At 45.4% G+C, this 15908-nt stretch carries 16 protein-coding genes; 7 read left to right on the top strand and 9 right to left on the bottom strand.

Going from position 1 to position 15908, the window contains the following annotated elements; all coding sequences use genetic code 11:
* Positions 1 to 43 precede the first annotated feature (43 nt).
* Both R7Q39_RS24470 and efp read right to left on the bottom strand, forming a co-directional pair.
* Positions 44 to 1447 (bottom strand): SPFH domain-containing protein, encoded by a 1404-nt coding sequence (locus R7Q39_RS24470; protein ID WP_237306800.1) that lies wholly within the window; start codon positions 1445 to 1447, stop codon positions 44 to 46.
* 267 nt (positions 1448 to 1714) lie between these two features.
* Entirely contained in the window at positions 1715 to 2281 is a 567-nt protein-coding gene (gene efp, locus R7Q39_RS24465) for an elongation factor P (protein ID WP_005381500.1), read from the bottom strand.
* A 32-nt stretch (positions 2282 to 2313) separates the two neighbouring features.
* Here efp and epmB point away from each other — a divergent pair, with 32 nt between their 5' ends.
* Both epmB and R7Q39_RS24455 read left to right on the top strand, forming a co-directional pair.
* A complete protein-coding gene (gene epmB, locus R7Q39_RS24460) occupies positions 2314 to 3336 on the top strand; it encodes an EF-P beta-lysylation protein EpmB (RefSeq protein ID WP_213877749.1) in 1023 nt (340 codons plus the stop codon).
* Positions 3337 to 3431: 95 nt separating this feature from the next.
* Positions 3432 to 3929, top strand: coding sequence for an MgtC/SapB family protein (locus tag R7Q39_RS24455; RefSeq protein WP_005381504.1), 498 nt, complete (start codon positions 3432 to 3434; stop codon positions 3927 to 3929).
* Between the two features lie 100 nt (positions 3930 to 4029).
* On the opposite strand, the gene R7Q39_RS24450 is transcribed toward R7Q39_RS24455, so the two are convergent.
* From R7Q39_RS24450 to R7Q39_RS24440, 3 genes are all read right to left on the bottom strand, one after another.
* Positions 4030 to 4593: a VC2662 family protein gene (locus tag R7Q39_RS24450; protein WP_005395435.1), complete on the bottom strand. Its 564-nt coding sequence runs from the start codon at positions 4591 to 4593 to the stop codon at positions 4030 to 4032.
* A gap of 315 nt (positions 4594 to 4908) precedes the next feature.
* Positions 4909 to 6555, bottom strand: a complete 1647-nt coding sequence (gene groL, locus R7Q39_RS24445; protein ID WP_005381509.1) for a chaperonin GroEL — start codon at positions 6553 to 6555, stop codon at positions 4909 to 4911.
* A gap of 77 nt (positions 6556 to 6632) precedes the next feature.
* Complete coding sequence (locus R7Q39_RS24440; RefSeq protein WP_005381516.1) at positions 6633 to 6923, bottom strand: co-chaperone GroES; 291 nt, start codon at positions 6921 to 6923, stop codon at positions 6633 to 6635.
* Positions 6924 to 7163: 240 nt separating this feature from the next.
* On the opposite strand from R7Q39_RS24440, the gene R7Q39_RS24435 reads away from it, so the two are divergent.
* Complete coding sequence (locus R7Q39_RS24435; RefSeq protein WP_318076981.1) at positions 7164 to 8546, top strand: MATE family efflux transporter; 1383 nt, start codon at positions 7164 to 7166, stop codon at positions 8544 to 8546.
* A gap of 90 nt (positions 8547 to 8636) precedes the next feature.
* Here R7Q39_RS24435 and pfkA read toward each other — a convergent pair whose 3' ends face one another.
* The 3 genes from pfkA to R7Q39_RS24420 all read right to left on the bottom strand — a co-directional run bounded on the left by pfkA (position 8637) and on the right by R7Q39_RS24420 (position 11415).
* On the bottom strand, positions 8637 to 9599 hold the full coding sequence (gene pfkA, locus R7Q39_RS24430) for a 6-phosphofructokinase (protein WP_005381521.1): 963 nt from the start codon (positions 9597 to 9599) through the stop codon (positions 8637 to 8639).
* Positions 9600 to 9882: 283 nt separating this feature from the next.
* Positions 9883 to 10791: a CDF family cation-efflux transporter FieF gene (gene fieF / locus R7Q39_RS24425; protein ID WP_025768809.1), complete on the bottom strand. Its 909-nt coding sequence runs from the start codon at positions 10789 to 10791 to the stop codon at positions 9883 to 9885.
* A 111-nt stretch (positions 10792 to 10902) separates the two neighbouring features.
* Entirely contained in the window at positions 10903 to 11415 is a 513-nt protein-coding gene (locus R7Q39_RS24420) for a CpxP family protein (RefSeq protein ID WP_237306802.1), read from the bottom strand.
* Between the two features lie 190 nt (positions 11416 to 11605).
* Here R7Q39_RS24420 and R7Q39_RS24415 point away from each other — a divergent pair, with 190 nt between their 5' ends.
* From R7Q39_RS24415 to trmL, 4 genes are all read left to right on the top strand, one after another.
* Positions 11606 to 12295, top strand: coding sequence for a response regulator (locus tag R7Q39_RS24415; protein WP_005382384.1), 690 nt, complete (start codon positions 11606 to 11608; stop codon positions 12293 to 12295).
* A complete protein-coding gene (gene cpxA, locus R7Q39_RS24410) occupies positions 12295 to 13689 on the top strand; it encodes an envelope stress sensor histidine kinase CpxA (protein WP_054579327.1) in 1395 nt (464 codons plus the stop codon). Before R7Q39_RS24415 ends, cpxA begins: the two co-directional genes overlap by 1 nt.
* A 174-nt stretch (positions 13690 to 13863) precedes the next feature.
* Positions 13864 to 14472: a superoxide dismutase gene (locus R7Q39_RS24405; protein ID WP_005382382.1), complete on the top strand. Its 609-nt coding sequence runs from the start codon at positions 13864 to 13866 to the stop codon at positions 14470 to 14472.
* A 136-nt stretch (positions 14473 to 14608) separates the two neighbouring features.
* Positions 14609 to 15088: a tRNA (uridine(34)/cytosine(34)/5-carboxymethylaminomethyluridine(34)-2'-O)-methyltransferase TrmL gene (gene trmL / locus R7Q39_RS24400; RefSeq protein ID WP_025768811.1), complete on the top strand. Its 480-nt coding sequence runs from the start codon at positions 14609 to 14611 to the stop codon at positions 15086 to 15088.
* Positions 15089 to 15158: 70 nt separating this feature from the next.
* Here trmL and R7Q39_RS24395 read toward each other — a convergent pair whose 3' ends face one another.
* Positions 15159 to 15677: an FxsA family protein gene (locus R7Q39_RS24395; protein WP_033907286.1), complete on the bottom strand. Its 519-nt coding sequence runs from the start codon at positions 15675 to 15677 to the stop codon at positions 15159 to 15161.
* Positions 15678 to 15908 lie beyond the last annotated feature (231 nt).

Here is a 15908-nt window from a genome sequence, read left to right as displayed (position 1 = left end):
CCTATGATCTTTTTGCTTTTTAAGCTTTTGACCACCCATGATCTTATTGCTGTGCGACCTTCTTTGTCTGGTCCATAAGACCCAGAGCACCAAAGCCAGTAATCACATCTAGGTTTGTTTTCAAGCCCGTTTCGTCACTTCCACCAATGTAATTTTGTGGCATCTGAACTTGGAAGTTTTGCAAATTGTTGTACAGAGAGTTCGCTACGTCTCGATTCAATTCTGCCAAGTAAACTTCACGATTTGCTCCTAACGCCGCATACTTACCTTTTAGGACTTCAGATTCTGCGCGACCTTTCGCTAATATCGCTTTCGCTTCAAACTCAGCAGAAAGTGCGTTCGCTTTTTGAATCGCTAAGTTAGCCTCTGCGATAGCTAACTCTTTCTCCTTCTCGACTTCAGCAAGTCGTTTGGTTTTTTCCACTTCAACGATTTCACGCTCTGCAATCTGACGTGCAACTTCCACTTCTTTTTGTTGAGCAATAATTGCGAGTTCTTTACCACGCTGAGCGTCTTGCACCTCACGTGTTCGTTGAATCTCTTTGCGTAACTGCTCGGTCTCTGCCTGTGCTTTCGACGTTTCTTGTTCCTGAATCGCGCGAATACGATCCGCCACTAAACGCTTTTTATCTGCCAATAGCTGATCTAATTGCTTTTCTGGCTGCGGGTCACCAATGGTCACCTGCGTCACTTGAATACCGTATTGTTGTAACGGATTGTCTTGACGAATTGGTTGCCCGGTTTTGTCTACGACTGGCACAGTTTTCCATACCAGTTGATTGGTGCGCTGTAATTGGTTCGCGTTAGCTTGATTCGCCCCAACAGGCGCAAGATCCAACTCTTCCACTTCAACCTGACGTCGCTCTGTTAGATAAATCCCCTCTCGTAACTGATCGCCAAGTTTCGATTTGAATTGGTTCAAACCACCTTGGAAAAACTCTTCACCCGTGTATTGGGTTGCGGTAATCACCGTTACGTTACGTGCGTTCTTTACAAGCAGCGCATCGATCAAGTTACTGTTGTTGCGGAACTCTTTATGCATCTTCTTCACCGCTTCAGGGTCATTACTGAGCTTAAAGCGGAATGTTACGGGGATCTGACCAATATAGGTGTCGGCAAATCGAACCTGAATCGCATCAAGGCGTTGATAAAAATCTTCGCCCTTGCTGTTACCGAATGACACGGTGATCACTTGGTCATACTTGGTAATTTTGGACAGAAATGGCATGCGAAAATGAATGCCAGGTTCAGTAAACACATCCAACTCACCAGTAATATTATTCTGATGCACGTAGCTGTAACCCGCATCGGTCATCAGCACCGAGCTATTAATCGTTAAGCCTATAGCCAACAGCGGTACGCCAAATACGGCTGCTTTTAATCCTTTATGTAGTAACTGACGTCTTTCTTCCACCTTTAAACCCCTTCCTAAACCTCTGCTTTCCATTTTGTTCTCCTTTTTTGGATTGTTACTAAGTTAAATCGATAAAAATCAGATTGCTATGCAACTCAGCAACAAGTACTAATGTATCAAAATGTTACATTAAGGAATAATCGACAGATTCATGGAATAAATAAGATTTTTACGAACAATACAAAATCATCAAAAATTTGCGGAGGATATCGATGTTTTACGCAGAGGGATTAAAAGAGAAGAATCACAGGCAATAAAAAAGGCCGCCGAAGCGACCTTTCTAACAATCATATAAAGTGCTTACTTCACACGACCTACGTATTCAGCAGTACGAGTATCTACGCGAATCACTTCACCAATTGAGATGAACAGAGGAACACGAACAACAGCGCCGGTTGATAGCGTCGCTGGTTTACCGCCAGTACCTTGAGTATCACCTTTCAGGCCTGGGTCTGTGTCTACAACTTCTAGCTCAACGAAGTTTGGTGGAGTAACAGTAATTGGGTTACCGTTCCAAAGTGTGATCATACAAGTGTTGTTTTCTACCAACCACTTAGCGTTTTCACCTACCGCTTTTGCATCCGCTGCGATCTGTTCAAACGTTTCACTGTTCATAAAGTGGTAGAATTCGCCGTCTGAATATAGATAATCTAGGTCGATATCCATTACGTCTGCCACTTCACAAGTGTCACCAGACTTGAATGTTTTCTCTAGCACTTTACCAGAAAGAAGTTTACGAATTTTAACACGGTTGAACGCTTGGCCTTTACCTGGTTTAACGTATTCGTTTTCCAGAATTACACAAGGCTCGTTATCAAGCATTAACTTAAGACCGCCTTTAAATTCATTGGTGCTAACTGTAGCCATTTTTTCCTCTTACATTCTTAGAGCTAAATTCAATGCCGCACATAATAACCCGAAAAGTCGAATCTGTTGAGCAAAACTGGCTCAAACAGTTGGCGAATGGGATCTCTGATCCTGCAAAATTGCTCGAAATACTGGAAATTGATCCTTCACCGTGGCAAGACGGGTTTGCCGCGCGCAAGCTGTTTGCACAGCGTGTACCGCAAAGTTTTGTCGATAGGATGGAGAAAGGCAACCCTAAAGACCCTCTTTTACGTCAGGTTTTACCACTGAGCGACGAATTTGAGGTGCATCCGGGTTACTCCAATGATCCATTGGAAGAGCAGGACAATGAAGTCCCTGGCCTGCTACACAAGTATCGCAACCGCGCCCTGATGATTGTCAAAGGTGGCTGCGCGGTAAATTGCCGTTACTGTTTTCGTCGTCACTTCCCTTATCAAGAGAACAAAAGCGGGAAACAAGCCTGGACCAAGTGCTTAGAGTACATGGCACAACAACCAGAGTTGAACGAAGTCATCTTCTCAGGTGGTGATCCATTAATGGCAAAAGACGATGAGATTCATTGGCTTTTAGAGCACATTGCTCATATTCCTCACATCAAACGTCTGCGTATTCATAGCCGTTTACCTGTGGTGATTCCTGCTCGAGTCACTGATGAACTATGCCAACTGCTGCAAGCATCAAGGTTACAAATCATCCTCGTCACTCACATCAACCATGCCAACGAAATCAATGACGAATTTGCTGAACAGATGTTCAAGCTCAAAAGAGCGGGCGTTACGCTTCTAAACCAAGGCGTTCTACTGAAAGGCGTGAATGATTCGGTAGAAGCTCAAGTGGCGTTAAGTGAGGCCTTATTTGACGCGGGTATCTTGCCTTATTACCTCCACGTTCTTGATAAGGTGCAAGGAGCAGCGCACTACTTTATTTCGGACGCAGAAGCGAAAGCTATTATGCGCGGACTCATCACGCGTGTATCGGGTTATCTGGTACCAAAACTCACACGAGAAATTGGTGGCAGGCCAAGTAAAACGCCGTTGGATTTGCATTTAGAATAAGCTCTGACACTCAATTAAATTTGTCGTCTAGATTGATTATTTTTGTTCGCTTTGCACGGTAAGTCTATGCATACTCCGCACTTTTGGAGGTCAAGATGCATACAGCATTCGAACAAATTTTCGATCTTGGCCCATTCAGTTGGCCTGCCCTACTATGCTGCGCCATTAATGGGCTCATGATCGGTATAGAGCGCCAAACTCGTGGTAAACCGGTTGGCATTCGCACAGCAATATTAATTATTTCAGGCACCTACCTGTTTATGTCGATGGCAGTGTCGTTATCGCCAAATACACTTGATCAAGCACGAGTGCTTGGTCAGATCATTACTGGCGTCGGCTTCTTGGGTGCAGGGGTGATGATGACACTCGATGGAAAAATCCATGGCGTAACATCCGCGGCTGTAATATGGGTACTAGCAGGTTTAGGTTTGATGATAGGTTTGGGTTATTTAACGCAGTCGGTGGTTATTACTCTCCTGACATTAACCGTGTTGTTAGGTGTGGATAAAGCAGAAAACCACATCAAAGCATTACGCCGCGGTGTTCATCAAAGAATTCAACAACGCAAAACTTCATCACGATTAATTAAATAGTTAACGCTCCGAGAAACTCACTTCATCTCATCAGTAATTAAAGAGCCCTCGACGAATATCGAGGGCTTTCTGTATCTAAAGATTCTGACTTGCTCAGGGATTACTTAGCAAAGTTGATGAGTGGGAAACACTTGAAGAAACCGTTATCCGCACAGTTCAAAAGACCAATTTGTACGCCATCAATTTGATCGGTCATGTTGAAGAAACCAAACTGGAAGTTAGACTTTTTAGAGATACTCGCTAAGCCCACATCCGCCATGGTGTAGCCTTCAGAATAGTTCACCGCGCTCCAGTTCAAGCCTTTTACATTGTTCGTAATGTTGACAGCACCCAAGTTAACACCCGTCGTCTGACCTTGGTTCCAGTTAACTAAGCCTAAAGACGCACCTTTCATTTCTTGGTTTACCTTTGCTGCACCAAAAAACAGACCGAAGTTCACACCTGTCGTACGATCCGTTTCTGACATACCAAGCAGTGAAAAGTCGACACCTTTAACCTCATTCACCTGTCCATGCAACACAGCTAAACGAACACCACCAACTGACGAGTTAGAAGGTGCGTTTGTGTTGTCGATAGTAGAGAACATCACAGGTGTACTGTCAGCAAGAGCAACTGGTGATGCGATAGCGGCTGCAACCGCCAATGACGTCATAAGCTTTTTCATTTTCATCTCCATGATGGGAAGCAACAATTTACAACATAGTGTAATGTTCAGATTTTGCGCTATCCACGTTCAAAAAGTGTTAGCGGTAGGTCAGATTTAACCATCTGACTCAAAAGAAAAAATATTTCTCTTCGATTTTTTTGCTTCTGAAATGGCGCTTTTTACGCTCAAAAATCTCATGATAAGCCACTCCAGAACGTCATGTTTCTCAGGTGGCACGCATAAAAAAGTCGAGGCATCTGCCTCGACTTTTAAAGGTTTGGTCGGTTATCTTTCCGCTATAAGGGCTTCCTTAGAGCGATGAGATAAGCTGGCTTACATCATGCCGCCCATACCGCCCATGCCACCCATGCCGCCCATGTCAGGCATCGCTGGCGCGTCTTTTTGCGGTAGGTCAGTAACCATCGCTTCAGTTGTGATCATCAGACCTGCAACCGATGCTGCGAATTGTAGTGCAGAACGAGTAACTTTAGTTGGATCTAGGATACCCATTTCTAGCATGTCGCCGTATTCGCCTGTTGCCGCGTTGTAGCCGTAGCTACCTTCACCCGCTTTCACGTTGTTCGCAACCACTGAGTCTTCCTCACCTGCGTTCTTCGTGATTTGACGGATTGGCGCTTCCATTGCACGTAGTGCAACGCGGATACCAACGTTTTGTTCTTCGTTGTCACCCGTTAGGTGAGCAATCTTAGATGCCGCGCGGATAAGTGCAACACCACCACCAGCAACAACACCTTCTTCAACCGCTGCGCGAGTTGCGGCTAGCGCATCTTCTACACGGTCTTTCTTCTCTTTCATTTCAACTTCAGTCGCTGCACCGACTTTGATTACTGCAACACCGCCAGCCAGTTTCGCTACGCGCTCTTGTAGTTTCTCTTTGTCGTAGTCTGAAGTTGCGTCTTCGATTTGTTGACGAATTTGAGCTACTCGACCAGAGATCATCTCTTCTTCACCGATACCATCGATGATAGTCGTGTTTTCTTTCGTGATAGAAACACGCTTCGCTTGACCTAGATCTTCTAGTGCAACTTTTTCTAGCTCTAGACCGATCTCTTCAGAAATCACAGTACCGCCAGTTAGGATAGCGATGTCTTGTAGCATTGCTTTACGACGGTCACCGAAGCCAGGTGCTTTCACAGCTGCAACTTTTACGATGCCACGCATGTTGTTCACAACCAATGTTGCTAGCGCTTCGCCTTCTACATCTTCTGCAATGATAAGCAGTGGACGAGATGCTTTCGCGACAGCTTCTAGCGTTGGAAGAAGCTCACGAATGTTTGAGATCTTCTTATCAACAAGAAGAATGAATGGGTTTTCTAGATCAACACTGCCTGATTCTTGGTTGTTGATGAAGTAAGGAGACAGGTAACCGCGGTCGAACTGCATACCTTCTACTACGTCTAACTCGTCTTGTAGCGCCTGACCTTCTTCAACCGTGATAACGCCATCACGACCCACACGCTCCATTGCTTCTGCAATGATATTACCTACGCTTGCGTCTGAGTTTGCAGAGATAGTACCAACCTGCGCGATCGCTTTTGTGTCGTTACATTCAACAGAAAGCTCTTTTAGTTGCTCAACTGCCGCGGCAACAGCTTTGTCGATACCACGCTTAAGATCCATTGGGTTCATGCCCGCTGCGACTGCTTTTAGACCTTCGTTAACGATAGATTGTGCTAGTACCGTTGCTGTTGTTGTACCGTCACCCGCTGCGTCGTTTGCTTTAGACGCAACTTCTTTAACCATTTGTGCGCCCATGTTCTGGAATTTATCTTCCAGCTCGATTTCACGCGCTACTGATACACCATCTTTAGTGATAGTCGGTGCACCAAAAGATTTGTCTAGAACGACATTACGTCCTTTAGGACCCAATGTTACTTTTACTGCGTCAGCCAGAACGTTTACACCTTCCAGCATTTTAACTCGTGCGTCATTACCAAATTTAACGTCTTTAGCAGCCATCTTTGATTTCCTTTCTAAAATTCTTTGTGTGTAATTTCGTAATTGAATCTGAGCAAAAAATTACTCAATGATTGCTATTATTCAACGATCGCCATGATGTCGTTTTCAGACATGACAAGCACTTCTTTACCGTCGATTTTTTCAGTTTTTGTACCGTAACCTTCAGCGAAGATAACGGTATCACCGACTTTAACGTCTAGTGGCAGTACGGTGCCGTTTTCTAGGATGCGGCCTTTACCCACAGCTAGAACAACACCGCGAGTCGATTTTTCTGCAGCAGAACCAGTCAGAACGATGCCACCAGCAGACTTAGATTCAACTTCTTTACGTTCAACGATAACTCGGTCATGTAATGGACGAATGTTCATCGGTCGTCTCTCCTGAAAATTTCCATGTTTATTTGATAATTGTCCTTAGGGACTGTAGCCCCAGACACGTGATCCCTATATAAGGGGTCGAAGCAGCGATCCCAAGGGGGTGGCACAAAATTTTTGTGACTTAGTTAAAATAACGAACAACTAGGCAACGGTTTGCGTTAGAAATGCTCACTCGCTCGGCATCTCGCTTTCTTGTATCCTTGCAGTTTGCTCACCAGATAGTTGTCACACATGCAGGAAAATAACAAGCTGGAACCCCAAGCGACCGATAAGCATGGTTTGTTGACCGCACCCATTCCTGAAACGCTGCGGAAAATGACCGTACCCATGACCATGGGCATGATCGCAATTTTGATGTTTAACTTGGTGGACACGTTTTTTATCTCGTTGCTTGGCACTCAAGCGCTAGCGGCTATCAGCTATACCTTTCCTGTCACCTTTGCGGTTAATTGCATTACGATGGGGATTGGGATGGGACTATCGACCAATATTGGTCGCTTGCTTGGGCAAGGTCATGCACCACAAGCTGCTCGGTTCACCACCCACGGTTTGTTGTTAGCCGTGTTACTTGTGGCTATCGCGTCTTCTATTGGCTTTACCACCATTGCGCCATTGTTTCGTTTTCTTGGTGCGTCTGATGATCTCATCCCTCTTATTGAGCAATATATGCAGGTCTGGTATCTCACCATTCCTCTGCTAGTGATCCCAATGGCGGGCAACAGTGCTATCCGAGCTACTGGCGACACAAAAACACCAGCAAAAGTCATGATGTTGGCTGGTTTGATTAATGGCATGCTCGATCCATTGTTGATTTTCGGTTATGGCCCTTTTCCGGAACTTGGCATTCAAGGCGCAGCCATAGCAAGTGCCTTTAGCTGGTTAGGTGCTTTGTGTGGCTCATTCTATGTGCTAATTAAACGGAAAAAATTGCTTGCTCAACCCCAATGGGCTTTGCTGAAACAAGACTGGCAACAGACACTAAAAATTGGTACCCCTGCAGCGCTATCAAACGCGATGAATCCGTTGTCCGGTGCCATTCTGATGATGCTGTTATCCAACCACGGTACAGCGGCGGTTGCTGCTTACGGCGCAGCGCAGCGTATTGAGTCCATATTGATTTTAGTATTGATGTCGCTGACCTCTGCCCTCACACCGTTTATGGCACAAAATTTAGGAGCCAAACAACCGCAACGAGCCTTTTCCGGTTTATTTATTAGCATGCGTTTTGCAGTGGTATTCCAAGGGTTTATCTTCTTGATGATGGTGCCACTGAGCATTCCTCTGGCTGCGCTGTTTTCTCAGGAAGATGCGGTGAAAAACCTGCTTTGGCATTATTTACTGGTGGTGCCATTTAGTTATGGCTTCCAAGGCATCGTAATGATGTTAGTCAGTGGTTTGAATGCGATGCACAAGCCATTGCGTGCATTCCAGTGGAGCTTTATGCGGCTGTTCATTTTTACCTTGCCATCGGCGTGGATCGGGAGCCAAATCTACAGCATTGAAGGCTTGTTTATCGGTATCGCGGTTGGGAATACGTTGGGTGGGCTACTGGGCTACTTGTTTGCGCTGCGCGAGCGAAAATTAACGCTCATAGAGCAGAGCAGCGTGTCTTAACACTCGTCTATCGCTAGTTTCTTTTTGTTGATTCTCAAATACAAAAAAACCGCGGAAAGCCGCGGTTTTGTTTATCTATTTCAAGCTTGCTTAGAACAACTCTTCAGCAACTTTGTATAGATCGTTGCGTACTGGACGCTTCATGTTTTCGATTGCGTCGATGATATCGTGGTGAACAAGTTGCTCTTTCACGATACCTACACAACGACCACCATGACCTTCGATCAATAGGTGAACAGCGTAGTTACCCATACGAGATGCTAATACGCGGTCAAATGCAGTTGGACGACCACCACGTTGGATGTGACCAAGTACTGTTGCACGAGTTTCACGACCTGTCGCGGCTTCGATGTCACGTGCTAGTTCATTAGCATCCATCATTAGCTCAGTAAGCGCGATGATCGCGTGTTTCTTACCTTTAGCGATACCATCTTGGATGTTGCTGATCAGCTTGTCTTTGTCTAGACCAGTTTCCGGAGTGATGATGTATTCACAACCGCCCGCAATTGCAGACATCAGAGTCAAATCACCACAGTGACGGCCCATGATTTCTACAATTGAAATGCGTTGGTGAGATGAAGAAGTATCACGTAGACGGTCGATTGCATCGATAACGGTGTTTAGTGCACTTAGGTAGCCCACAGTGTAATCCGTACCTGCGATATCGTTGTCGATTGTGCCCGGAAGACCGATACATGGGTAACCCATTTCAGTCAGTTTCTTCGCACCCATGTACGAACCATCACCACCGATTACCACTAGTGCATCGATACCATGTTTTTTCAGGTTCTCAATCGCTTTTTCACGAACTTCCACTTGTTTAAATTCAGGGAAACGTGCAGAACCTAGGAACGTACCACCTTTGTTGATCACATCTGAAACGCTAGAACGATCTAGCTTCTCGATGCGGCCTTCGTATAGGCCTAGGTAGCCGTCGTACACACCGAATACTTCCAATCCTTCGGATAGTGCTGTACGTACTACGCCGCGTATCGCAGCGTTCATACCAGGTGCGTCACCGCCACTTGTTAAAACACCGATCTTCTTAATCATGCTCACCCTCGATCTTTGGCAATCAATTATTTAATTTTCTTTTAGGCCCCTTGTTACCAAGCAACCTGCATAATCCAGAACTGTGCGTTATGTTACATTTCCTCTACAGGATTACCAATGAAAACGCACTTTTTTATGTAACTTTTCTACTTATGTAAGAGTATTACAGTTTCTCTATGAAACTTTGTTGATTCATATCAGGATCACGAATCTTAATAAGTATTGATGGAAAGATAGTCAATAAGTACCTGTTTGTCGTCGGGCACTGATGGATTTTTCAAGCCTACCAATCTTGCGCTTTCTGCTCTTTCTCAGGTCCGAAAACGACAGACAATGGATCTTGATGGATCAATACATCCGCATCAGGAAACAGAGCCAATAAATTATCTTCCACTTTATCAGCAATGTAATGCGCCTCAATTAATCTTAAGTTATCGTCTAGCTCTAAATGCAACTGTATAAAGCGCGTCGGTCCTGACATTCGCGTGCGTAACTGATGCACGCCCAATACCCCTTTTACGCTCAAACAAGCTTGGTTAATTTGCTCAAGCTCTTCATCGGGCAACTTTCTATCAAGTAAGGTTTGAATCGCTTCGCTGACCATTTTGAAAGCGCTATAAAGAATGAAGACACCAATACCAATCGCAAACACAGCATCCGCTTGAGTCACTCCAAAATAACTGAGCCCCAGAGCAACCATGATCGCAGCATTCATATACAAGTCAGTCTGATAATGCAGAGAATCCGCCGCTATTGCTTGGCTCCCCGTCACGCGAACCACATGTTTTTGGAACATCACCAAGCCAAGTGTGACCACAATCGCAAACAGCGATACATACACACCTAACTCCGGTGCGTGTAAAGCATGCGGGCGGAAAAATCGGTCAATCCCGTTAAGAATCAAAAATACTGCCGAGCCCGAAATAAACATTGCTTGGGCTAGGGCCGCTAAGGACTCAGCTTTACCATGTCCAAACGTATGTTCGCGGTCTGCCGGTTGTAAGGCGTAACGAACCACCACAAGATTCACAACCGAAGCCGCGATATCTAACATGGAGTCAATCAATGACGCCAATAAGCTCACTGAGCCGGTTACCCACCACGTGATGACTTTTACTATCAGAAGAAGCGTCGCCACAATGGTTGCAGTCCAAGCGGCGGTCGTAACTAAACGTGCGTATTGCTGTTTCATAATCAAAGAGTTAACTAAAACCATACGTTGAGTATATTGAATGACCATGAAATAACCAGATCAAAAAGAGGCAACCAATGGCTGCCTCTTTATATAACATCAATTCATGACTTAATTATTGCGCGACTTTTCCATGCGCTTGTGCATTCTGTCGCCACACTCTTGCATACGTTCATTTTGTAGCTCAACAAATTTCGCTTTCTGCTCAGGTGTTAATACGCTAAGCATTTGGTGCTTTCTTTCTAGCATTTGCACGCGACGTTCCGTTTGGCGCTCAACCATCTCTTTTGCTAATTCGGTAGCTTGAGCTTCATTAAAATTATCCGCCAGCAAAAGCGATTGCACTTTTGCGTGATGCGCTTGACGCTCAGTCATACGTGCTTCTTTGCCATCAGAGAATTTTGCTTTCATTTCCGCTTTGTTTGCTTCACGCATTTCTTTTAGCTGATCTTTTTGTGCATCAGTCAGGTCTAGTTGACGCATGACACCTCGGTCCATACCCATGCCGCATTCGTCACGAGGACCTTTATGGTGGTTTTTACCACCGTAAGCGAATGCGCTTGCGGCGCCAAGAGTAAGAGGTAGAACAACAGCAGCTAACACAAGTTTTTTTGCAGACTTCATAATACGATTCCTTACACAGGTGAGTGGTTCTTCTGAGCTGTTCTCACAGCGCTTGAGTATAGAATACGACCCGCTAGGTAAAGCGACGTATAGGGAGCGTAAAGAATCGTAAAGAGTGATTTTTCTCCTCTTCGTTGCGCATCATTCCAATGTAATATTAGGCTATCGGTAACTTACTATAGGTGCCCCCATGGCAAACATTCTTTTAATCGATGACGATATCGAGCTAACCAGCTTATTAAAAGAAGTACTCAGTTTCGAAGGGTTTGACGTCAGCGAAGCAAATGACGGTGAAGCCGGCTTAGCCGCGATCAATGATAAGATTGATTTGATTTTGTTGGATGTCATGATGCCAAAACTCAATGGCATGGAAACGCTGAAACGCTTACGTGAAAATTGGGAAACTCCCGTCTTGATGCTGACCGCTAAAGGGGAAGAAATTGATCGCGTGATCGGCTTGGAACTGGGCGCGGATGATTATTTACCAAAACCTTTTAGTGACCGAGAGCTGTTGGCGCGTATCCGTGCGATTTTACGCCGCACTAGCAGCACACAAAAAAATACCAAAAACAGCGATTGCATTGAGTATCAAGAAATCCGCCTCTATCCCGGTAAGCAAGAAGCGTATTGTGAGCAACAGCTACTCGACCTCACGGCAACCGAGTTTGCGCTACTCACCCACTTCGTACAAAACCCAGGACAAGTGCTGACCAAAGAGACACTGAGCTTAGATGTGCTTGGTAAACGACTCGCTGCTTTTGATCGCGCTATCGATATGCATGTCTCGAACTTACGTAAAAAATTACCAGATCAAAGCAATGGCAAGCCGCGAATTAAAACCCTGCGTGGTCGTGGCTACATGCTGCTTGAGGAGGATTAATGCACCTATCACGCATCAAACTGCCAAACATCAATAGCCTGTATGGACGCATCTTTGCCATTTTTTGGTTCACCATGTTATTAGTATTGATAGCCGTGCTATCACTGCCACATTTGGACCCACGCAAAGCTCGCGATATTCCAGAAGAACACTACAAACGTATGGTAGAAACGCGTGACTCAATCCAACAAAAATACAGCCAGCAAACTGATTTAGGCCGCATACTTTTTCGTATCGAGGGCAACCGCCACGGCAAGCACGACCCTCGCCCACGAGTCTTTTTTTCTGACTACAGCGGTAATGTTCTTACGACAGAAAAACGCAGCAATTTTCAATTGCGTGCCATGCAAAACTTTGTCACCAGTATCGAAGATTACAATAATCCAAAGCAGAAGCTGTATGGTCGATACATGATTGCGGGCCCAATTCCTATCACTTTGGCAGGTTCCGATATCTTGATGTACGTGGGCTTCAAGTGGAATGAGCCACCACCTCTACTCCTGCGTCTGTTTGATCACCCATTCCAGCTCTTGCTTGCGGTCATGCTGGTTAGTACACCATTGCTGTTATGGCTTGCTTGGGCTTTGAGTCAGCCTGCACGTCGTCTTGAAGCCGCTGCTCAACGTGTGGCGAAAGGTGAATTTGTCACAGACCCAAATTTAGAAAAAGGTACGGCGGAATTTCGTCAAGCAGGCAGCAGCTTCAACCAGATGGTCGAAGCGGTTAATCAAATGATTTCAGGACAACAACGTTTGCTATCCGATATCTCTCACGAGCTGCGCTCACCTTTAACTCGTCTGCGCATGGCAAGCGCATTAGCGACGCGTAAACAAGGCGAAAGCCCAGAACTGACTCGTATCGATACCGAAGCGCAGCGCTTGGAACAGATGATCAGCGAACTATTAGAGCTTTCTCGCATGCAGGCGAACAGTCATATGACTCGCGAAACACAGCCACTAGAAAGTTTATGGGAAGAAATCATTAAAGATGCGCAGTTTGAAGCAGAGCAAATGGGCAAACAGCTACACTATTCAGAATTACCTAAGCGCAATATTTCCGGTAACCCTAAACTGCTGATGAGTGCGGTGGAAAATATCGTTCGTAACGCCATTTACTACGGAAAAGATGAGGTACAAATCGACATCAAAGCCGATGACGATACGCTTCGTATCACGGTTGACGATAATGGAGAAGGTGTACCAGAAGAGGAACTGGCCGCGATTTTTCGCCCGTTCTATCGCGTTTCCACGGCACGCGATCGCCACTCTGGCGGCACAGGTCTCGGCCTAACCATTACCGAAAGTGCCATTCGCCAGCACAGTGGCACGATCGCAGCCAGCCGAAGTCCTTTAGGCGGATTGCGTATGAGTATCACCTTACCGATCAATTGTTAGTCTCAATTTGATGAACTAACAATAATTCGCACCATATTTCTAGAGTGAGTGATTCACAGCCCCACCCTCACTTTAGAAATTGGTGAGGCTTCTTAGAATACCCTTACAAAGATCAAAGTTGATAATGATTATCGTTAGCATTAAAGTGAGTTTTCCAATTAAGGAGGATTTACTATGTCACATACATTTCCCGCTCTGCCTTACCCGTACGATTCACTAGAGCCGTACATCGACGCGAAAACCATGGAAGTGCATTACAGCAAACACCACAAGACGTACTTTGATAAGTTTGTAAATGCCGTTGAAGGGAGCGAGCTCGAAACTCAGTCATTAGACGAGATCTTTGACAATATCTCTAAGCTCAGCCCTGCGGTACGTAATAATGGTGGCGGCTATTACAACCACATCATTTATTGGAATTGCATGTCACCAAACGGTGGCGGAGAGCCTCAAGGCGCGCTTGCTCAAGCAATTAACGATAAATTTGGTAGCTTTGCGCAATTTAAAGAGGCGTTTGCCCAAGCTGCCATCAATACCTTTGGGTCTGGCTTTGCATGGCTGATCGTAAAAGATGGTGAGATTCACATTACGTCCACCAGTAATCAAGACAACCCTCTGATGGATGTAGTGGATGTGCGCGGTGAACCAATCCTCGCATTAGACGTGTGGGAGCACGCGTATTACATCAGCTACCAAAACCGTCGCCCAGAATATATTGATGCGTGGTGGAACGTCGTCAACTGGCGAGCAGTTGAAGAAAACTATGCTCACGCTCTCTTATAAAGAGCATCGCTACTTACGGTATTAACATCCGCGCTAATGCCTGCTTTCATACCCAGGTCAATCTTGCTGAATCTCGCATATTTCGGTGACTTGGGTATATACTGCCCCTCTCTTTGACCAACTCTATTTCAATACCATGTTTGATATCGCTTTATACGAACCAGAAATCGCGCCGAACACCGGCAACATCATTCGACTATGCGCCAACTGCGGTGCAAACCTTCACTTAATTGAACCTCTGGGTTTCGATCTTGAAGAGAAAAAAGTCCGCCGCGCTGGTTTGGATTACCATGATTTAGCTCGCGTAACGCGTCATAAAAACTATCAAGCGTTCTTAGAATATTTAGAGAAAGAGAAGCAAGGTAACTACCGATTGTTTGCCTGCACCACCAAAACCACAGGTCACCACGTTGATGCACAATACCAAACGGGTGATGTTTTGATGTTTGGTCCAGAAACTCGTGGTTTGCCTGCTGAAATCATCGATAGCTTGCCAATGGAGCAGCGTATTCGCATTCCAATGATGCCAGATGCGCGCAGCCTAAACCTTTCGAATGCCGTTGCGATCATTGCTTTTGAAGCATGGCGTCAAATGGGCTTTGAAGGCGCATTGTAAGCAGCACGAATTCCAAATACAGAAAAGGGCGCTTGGTGCGCCCTTTTGTTTTCTTTACTGTCTAACTCAATCAGTTGAGCTTGTTGCGATCATCATCGTCTTTACGCTCGTATTCCCCTTCGAAGGTATTGCCATTATCTGACTGGGAATCAAATGGGTCACGACGGAACGGGTCTTGCTCAAATGGCCCCTGGTTAGAGAAACCACCTTGGAAGCCACCGCCATGCATGGTTTTCACCACCATTTTGCTCATCAAGTATTTAGCTATCGCGGCGCGTGGCGCAGGAAGCAACACCAACATACCAAGGGCATCGGTCATAAAGCCCGGGGTTAACAGTAGCACGCCAGCCACCGCTAGCATTACGCCTTCAAAAATTTGCTGGGCTGGAATTTCACCTTGTTCAAGACGCCCCTGTACTGACATCAGTGTTTGTATACCTTGGCTACGAACCAACGATGCACCAACAAATGCCGTGATTAAGACTAGTGCAATGGTCGGCCATAAACCTAAAAAGCCGCCCACCTGAATAAATAAGCCGATTTCAATGATCGGAACAAAAATAAACGCTAATAATAAGATAGGAAACACACGCCCTCCTTTGTTTAATTCAGTGTAATGGTAAAAGCAGACTAAGCTCAAACGAATCGTTGTAAAAAAGCGTGTTCATACTGGTCTCCTTCTCTTTTAGACAAAGTAGCGGGAGCGCGTTCATTCAATTGCATACCGATTTTTTCGTGCTTTTAAAGTGCTAATTTCGAACTCTAAAAACTCATGTTTGTCGAGGAAAATCGAGTACCCATAAAGGGTTATTAATAACCC

It is taken from the genome of Vibrio sp. 947 (genome assembly GCF_033339115.1).
Taxonomy (GTDB): Bacteria; Pseudomonadota; Gammaproteobacteria; order Enterobacterales; family Vibrionaceae; genus Vibrio; species Vibrio alginolyticus.
The sequence above is the reverse complement of the archived record's forward strand: the minus strand, read 5'-3'. Positions and strand labels throughout refer to the sequence as shown.

Excerpts from the sequence above, each read along its gene's own strand:
- R7Q39_RS24420 (WP_237306802.1), bottom strand. The coding sequence starts at position 11,415 with ATGAAGTCTGCAAAAAAACTTGTGTTAGCTGCTGTTGTTCTACCTCTT.
- R7Q39_RS24435 (WP_318076981.1), top strand. The coding sequence starts at position 7,164 with ATGCAGGAAAATAACAAGCTGGAACCCCAAGCGACCGATAAGCATGGT.
- R7Q39_RS24415 (WP_005382384.1), top strand. The coding sequence starts at position 11,606 with ATGGCAAACATTCTTTTAATCGATGACGATATCGAGCTAACCAGCTTA.
- pfkA (WP_005381521.1), bottom strand. The coding sequence starts at position 9,599 with ATGATTAAGAAGATCGGTGTTTTAACAAGTGGCGGTGACGCACCTGGT.
- epmB (WP_213877749.1), top strand. The coding sequence starts at position 2,314 with ATGCCGCACATAATAACCCGAAAAGTCGAATCTGTTGAGCAAAACTGG.
- R7Q39_RS24405 (WP_005382382.1), top strand. The coding sequence starts at position 13,864 with ATGTCACATACATTTCCCGCTCTGCCTTACCCGTACGATTCACTAGAG.
- R7Q39_RS24440 (WP_005381516.1), bottom strand. The coding sequence starts at position 6,923 with ATGAACATTCGTCCATTACATGACCGAGTTATCGTTGAACGTAAAGAA.
- groL (WP_005381509.1), bottom strand. The coding sequence starts at position 6,555 with ATGGCTGCTAAAGACGTTAAATTTGGTAATGACGCACGAGTTAAAATG.
- R7Q39_RS24470 (WP_237306800.1), bottom strand. The coding sequence starts at position 1,447 with ATGGAAAGCAGAGGTTTAGGAAGGGGTTTAAAGGTGGAAGAAAGACGT.
- efp (WP_005381500.1), bottom strand. The coding sequence starts at position 2,281 with ATGGCTACAGTTAGCACCAATGAATTTAAAGGCGGTCTTAAGTTAATG.
- trmL (WP_025768811.1), top strand. The coding sequence starts at position 14,609 with ATGTTTGATATCGCTTTATACGAACCAGAAATCGCGCCGAACACCGGC.
- cpxA (WP_054579327.1), top strand. The coding sequence starts at position 12,295 with ATGCACCTATCACGCATCAAACTGCCAAACATCAATAGCCTGTATGGA.
- R7Q39_RS24450 (WP_005395435.1), bottom strand. The coding sequence starts at position 4,593 with ATGAAAAAGCTTATGACGTCATTGGCGGTTGCAGCCGCTATCGCATCA.
- R7Q39_RS24455 (WP_005381504.1), top strand. The coding sequence starts at position 3,432 with ATGCATACAGCATTCGAACAAATTTTCGATCTTGGCCCATTCAGTTGG.
- fieF (WP_025768809.1), bottom strand. The coding sequence starts at position 10,791 with ATGAAACAGCAATACGCACGTTTAGTTACGACCGCCGCTTGGACTGCA.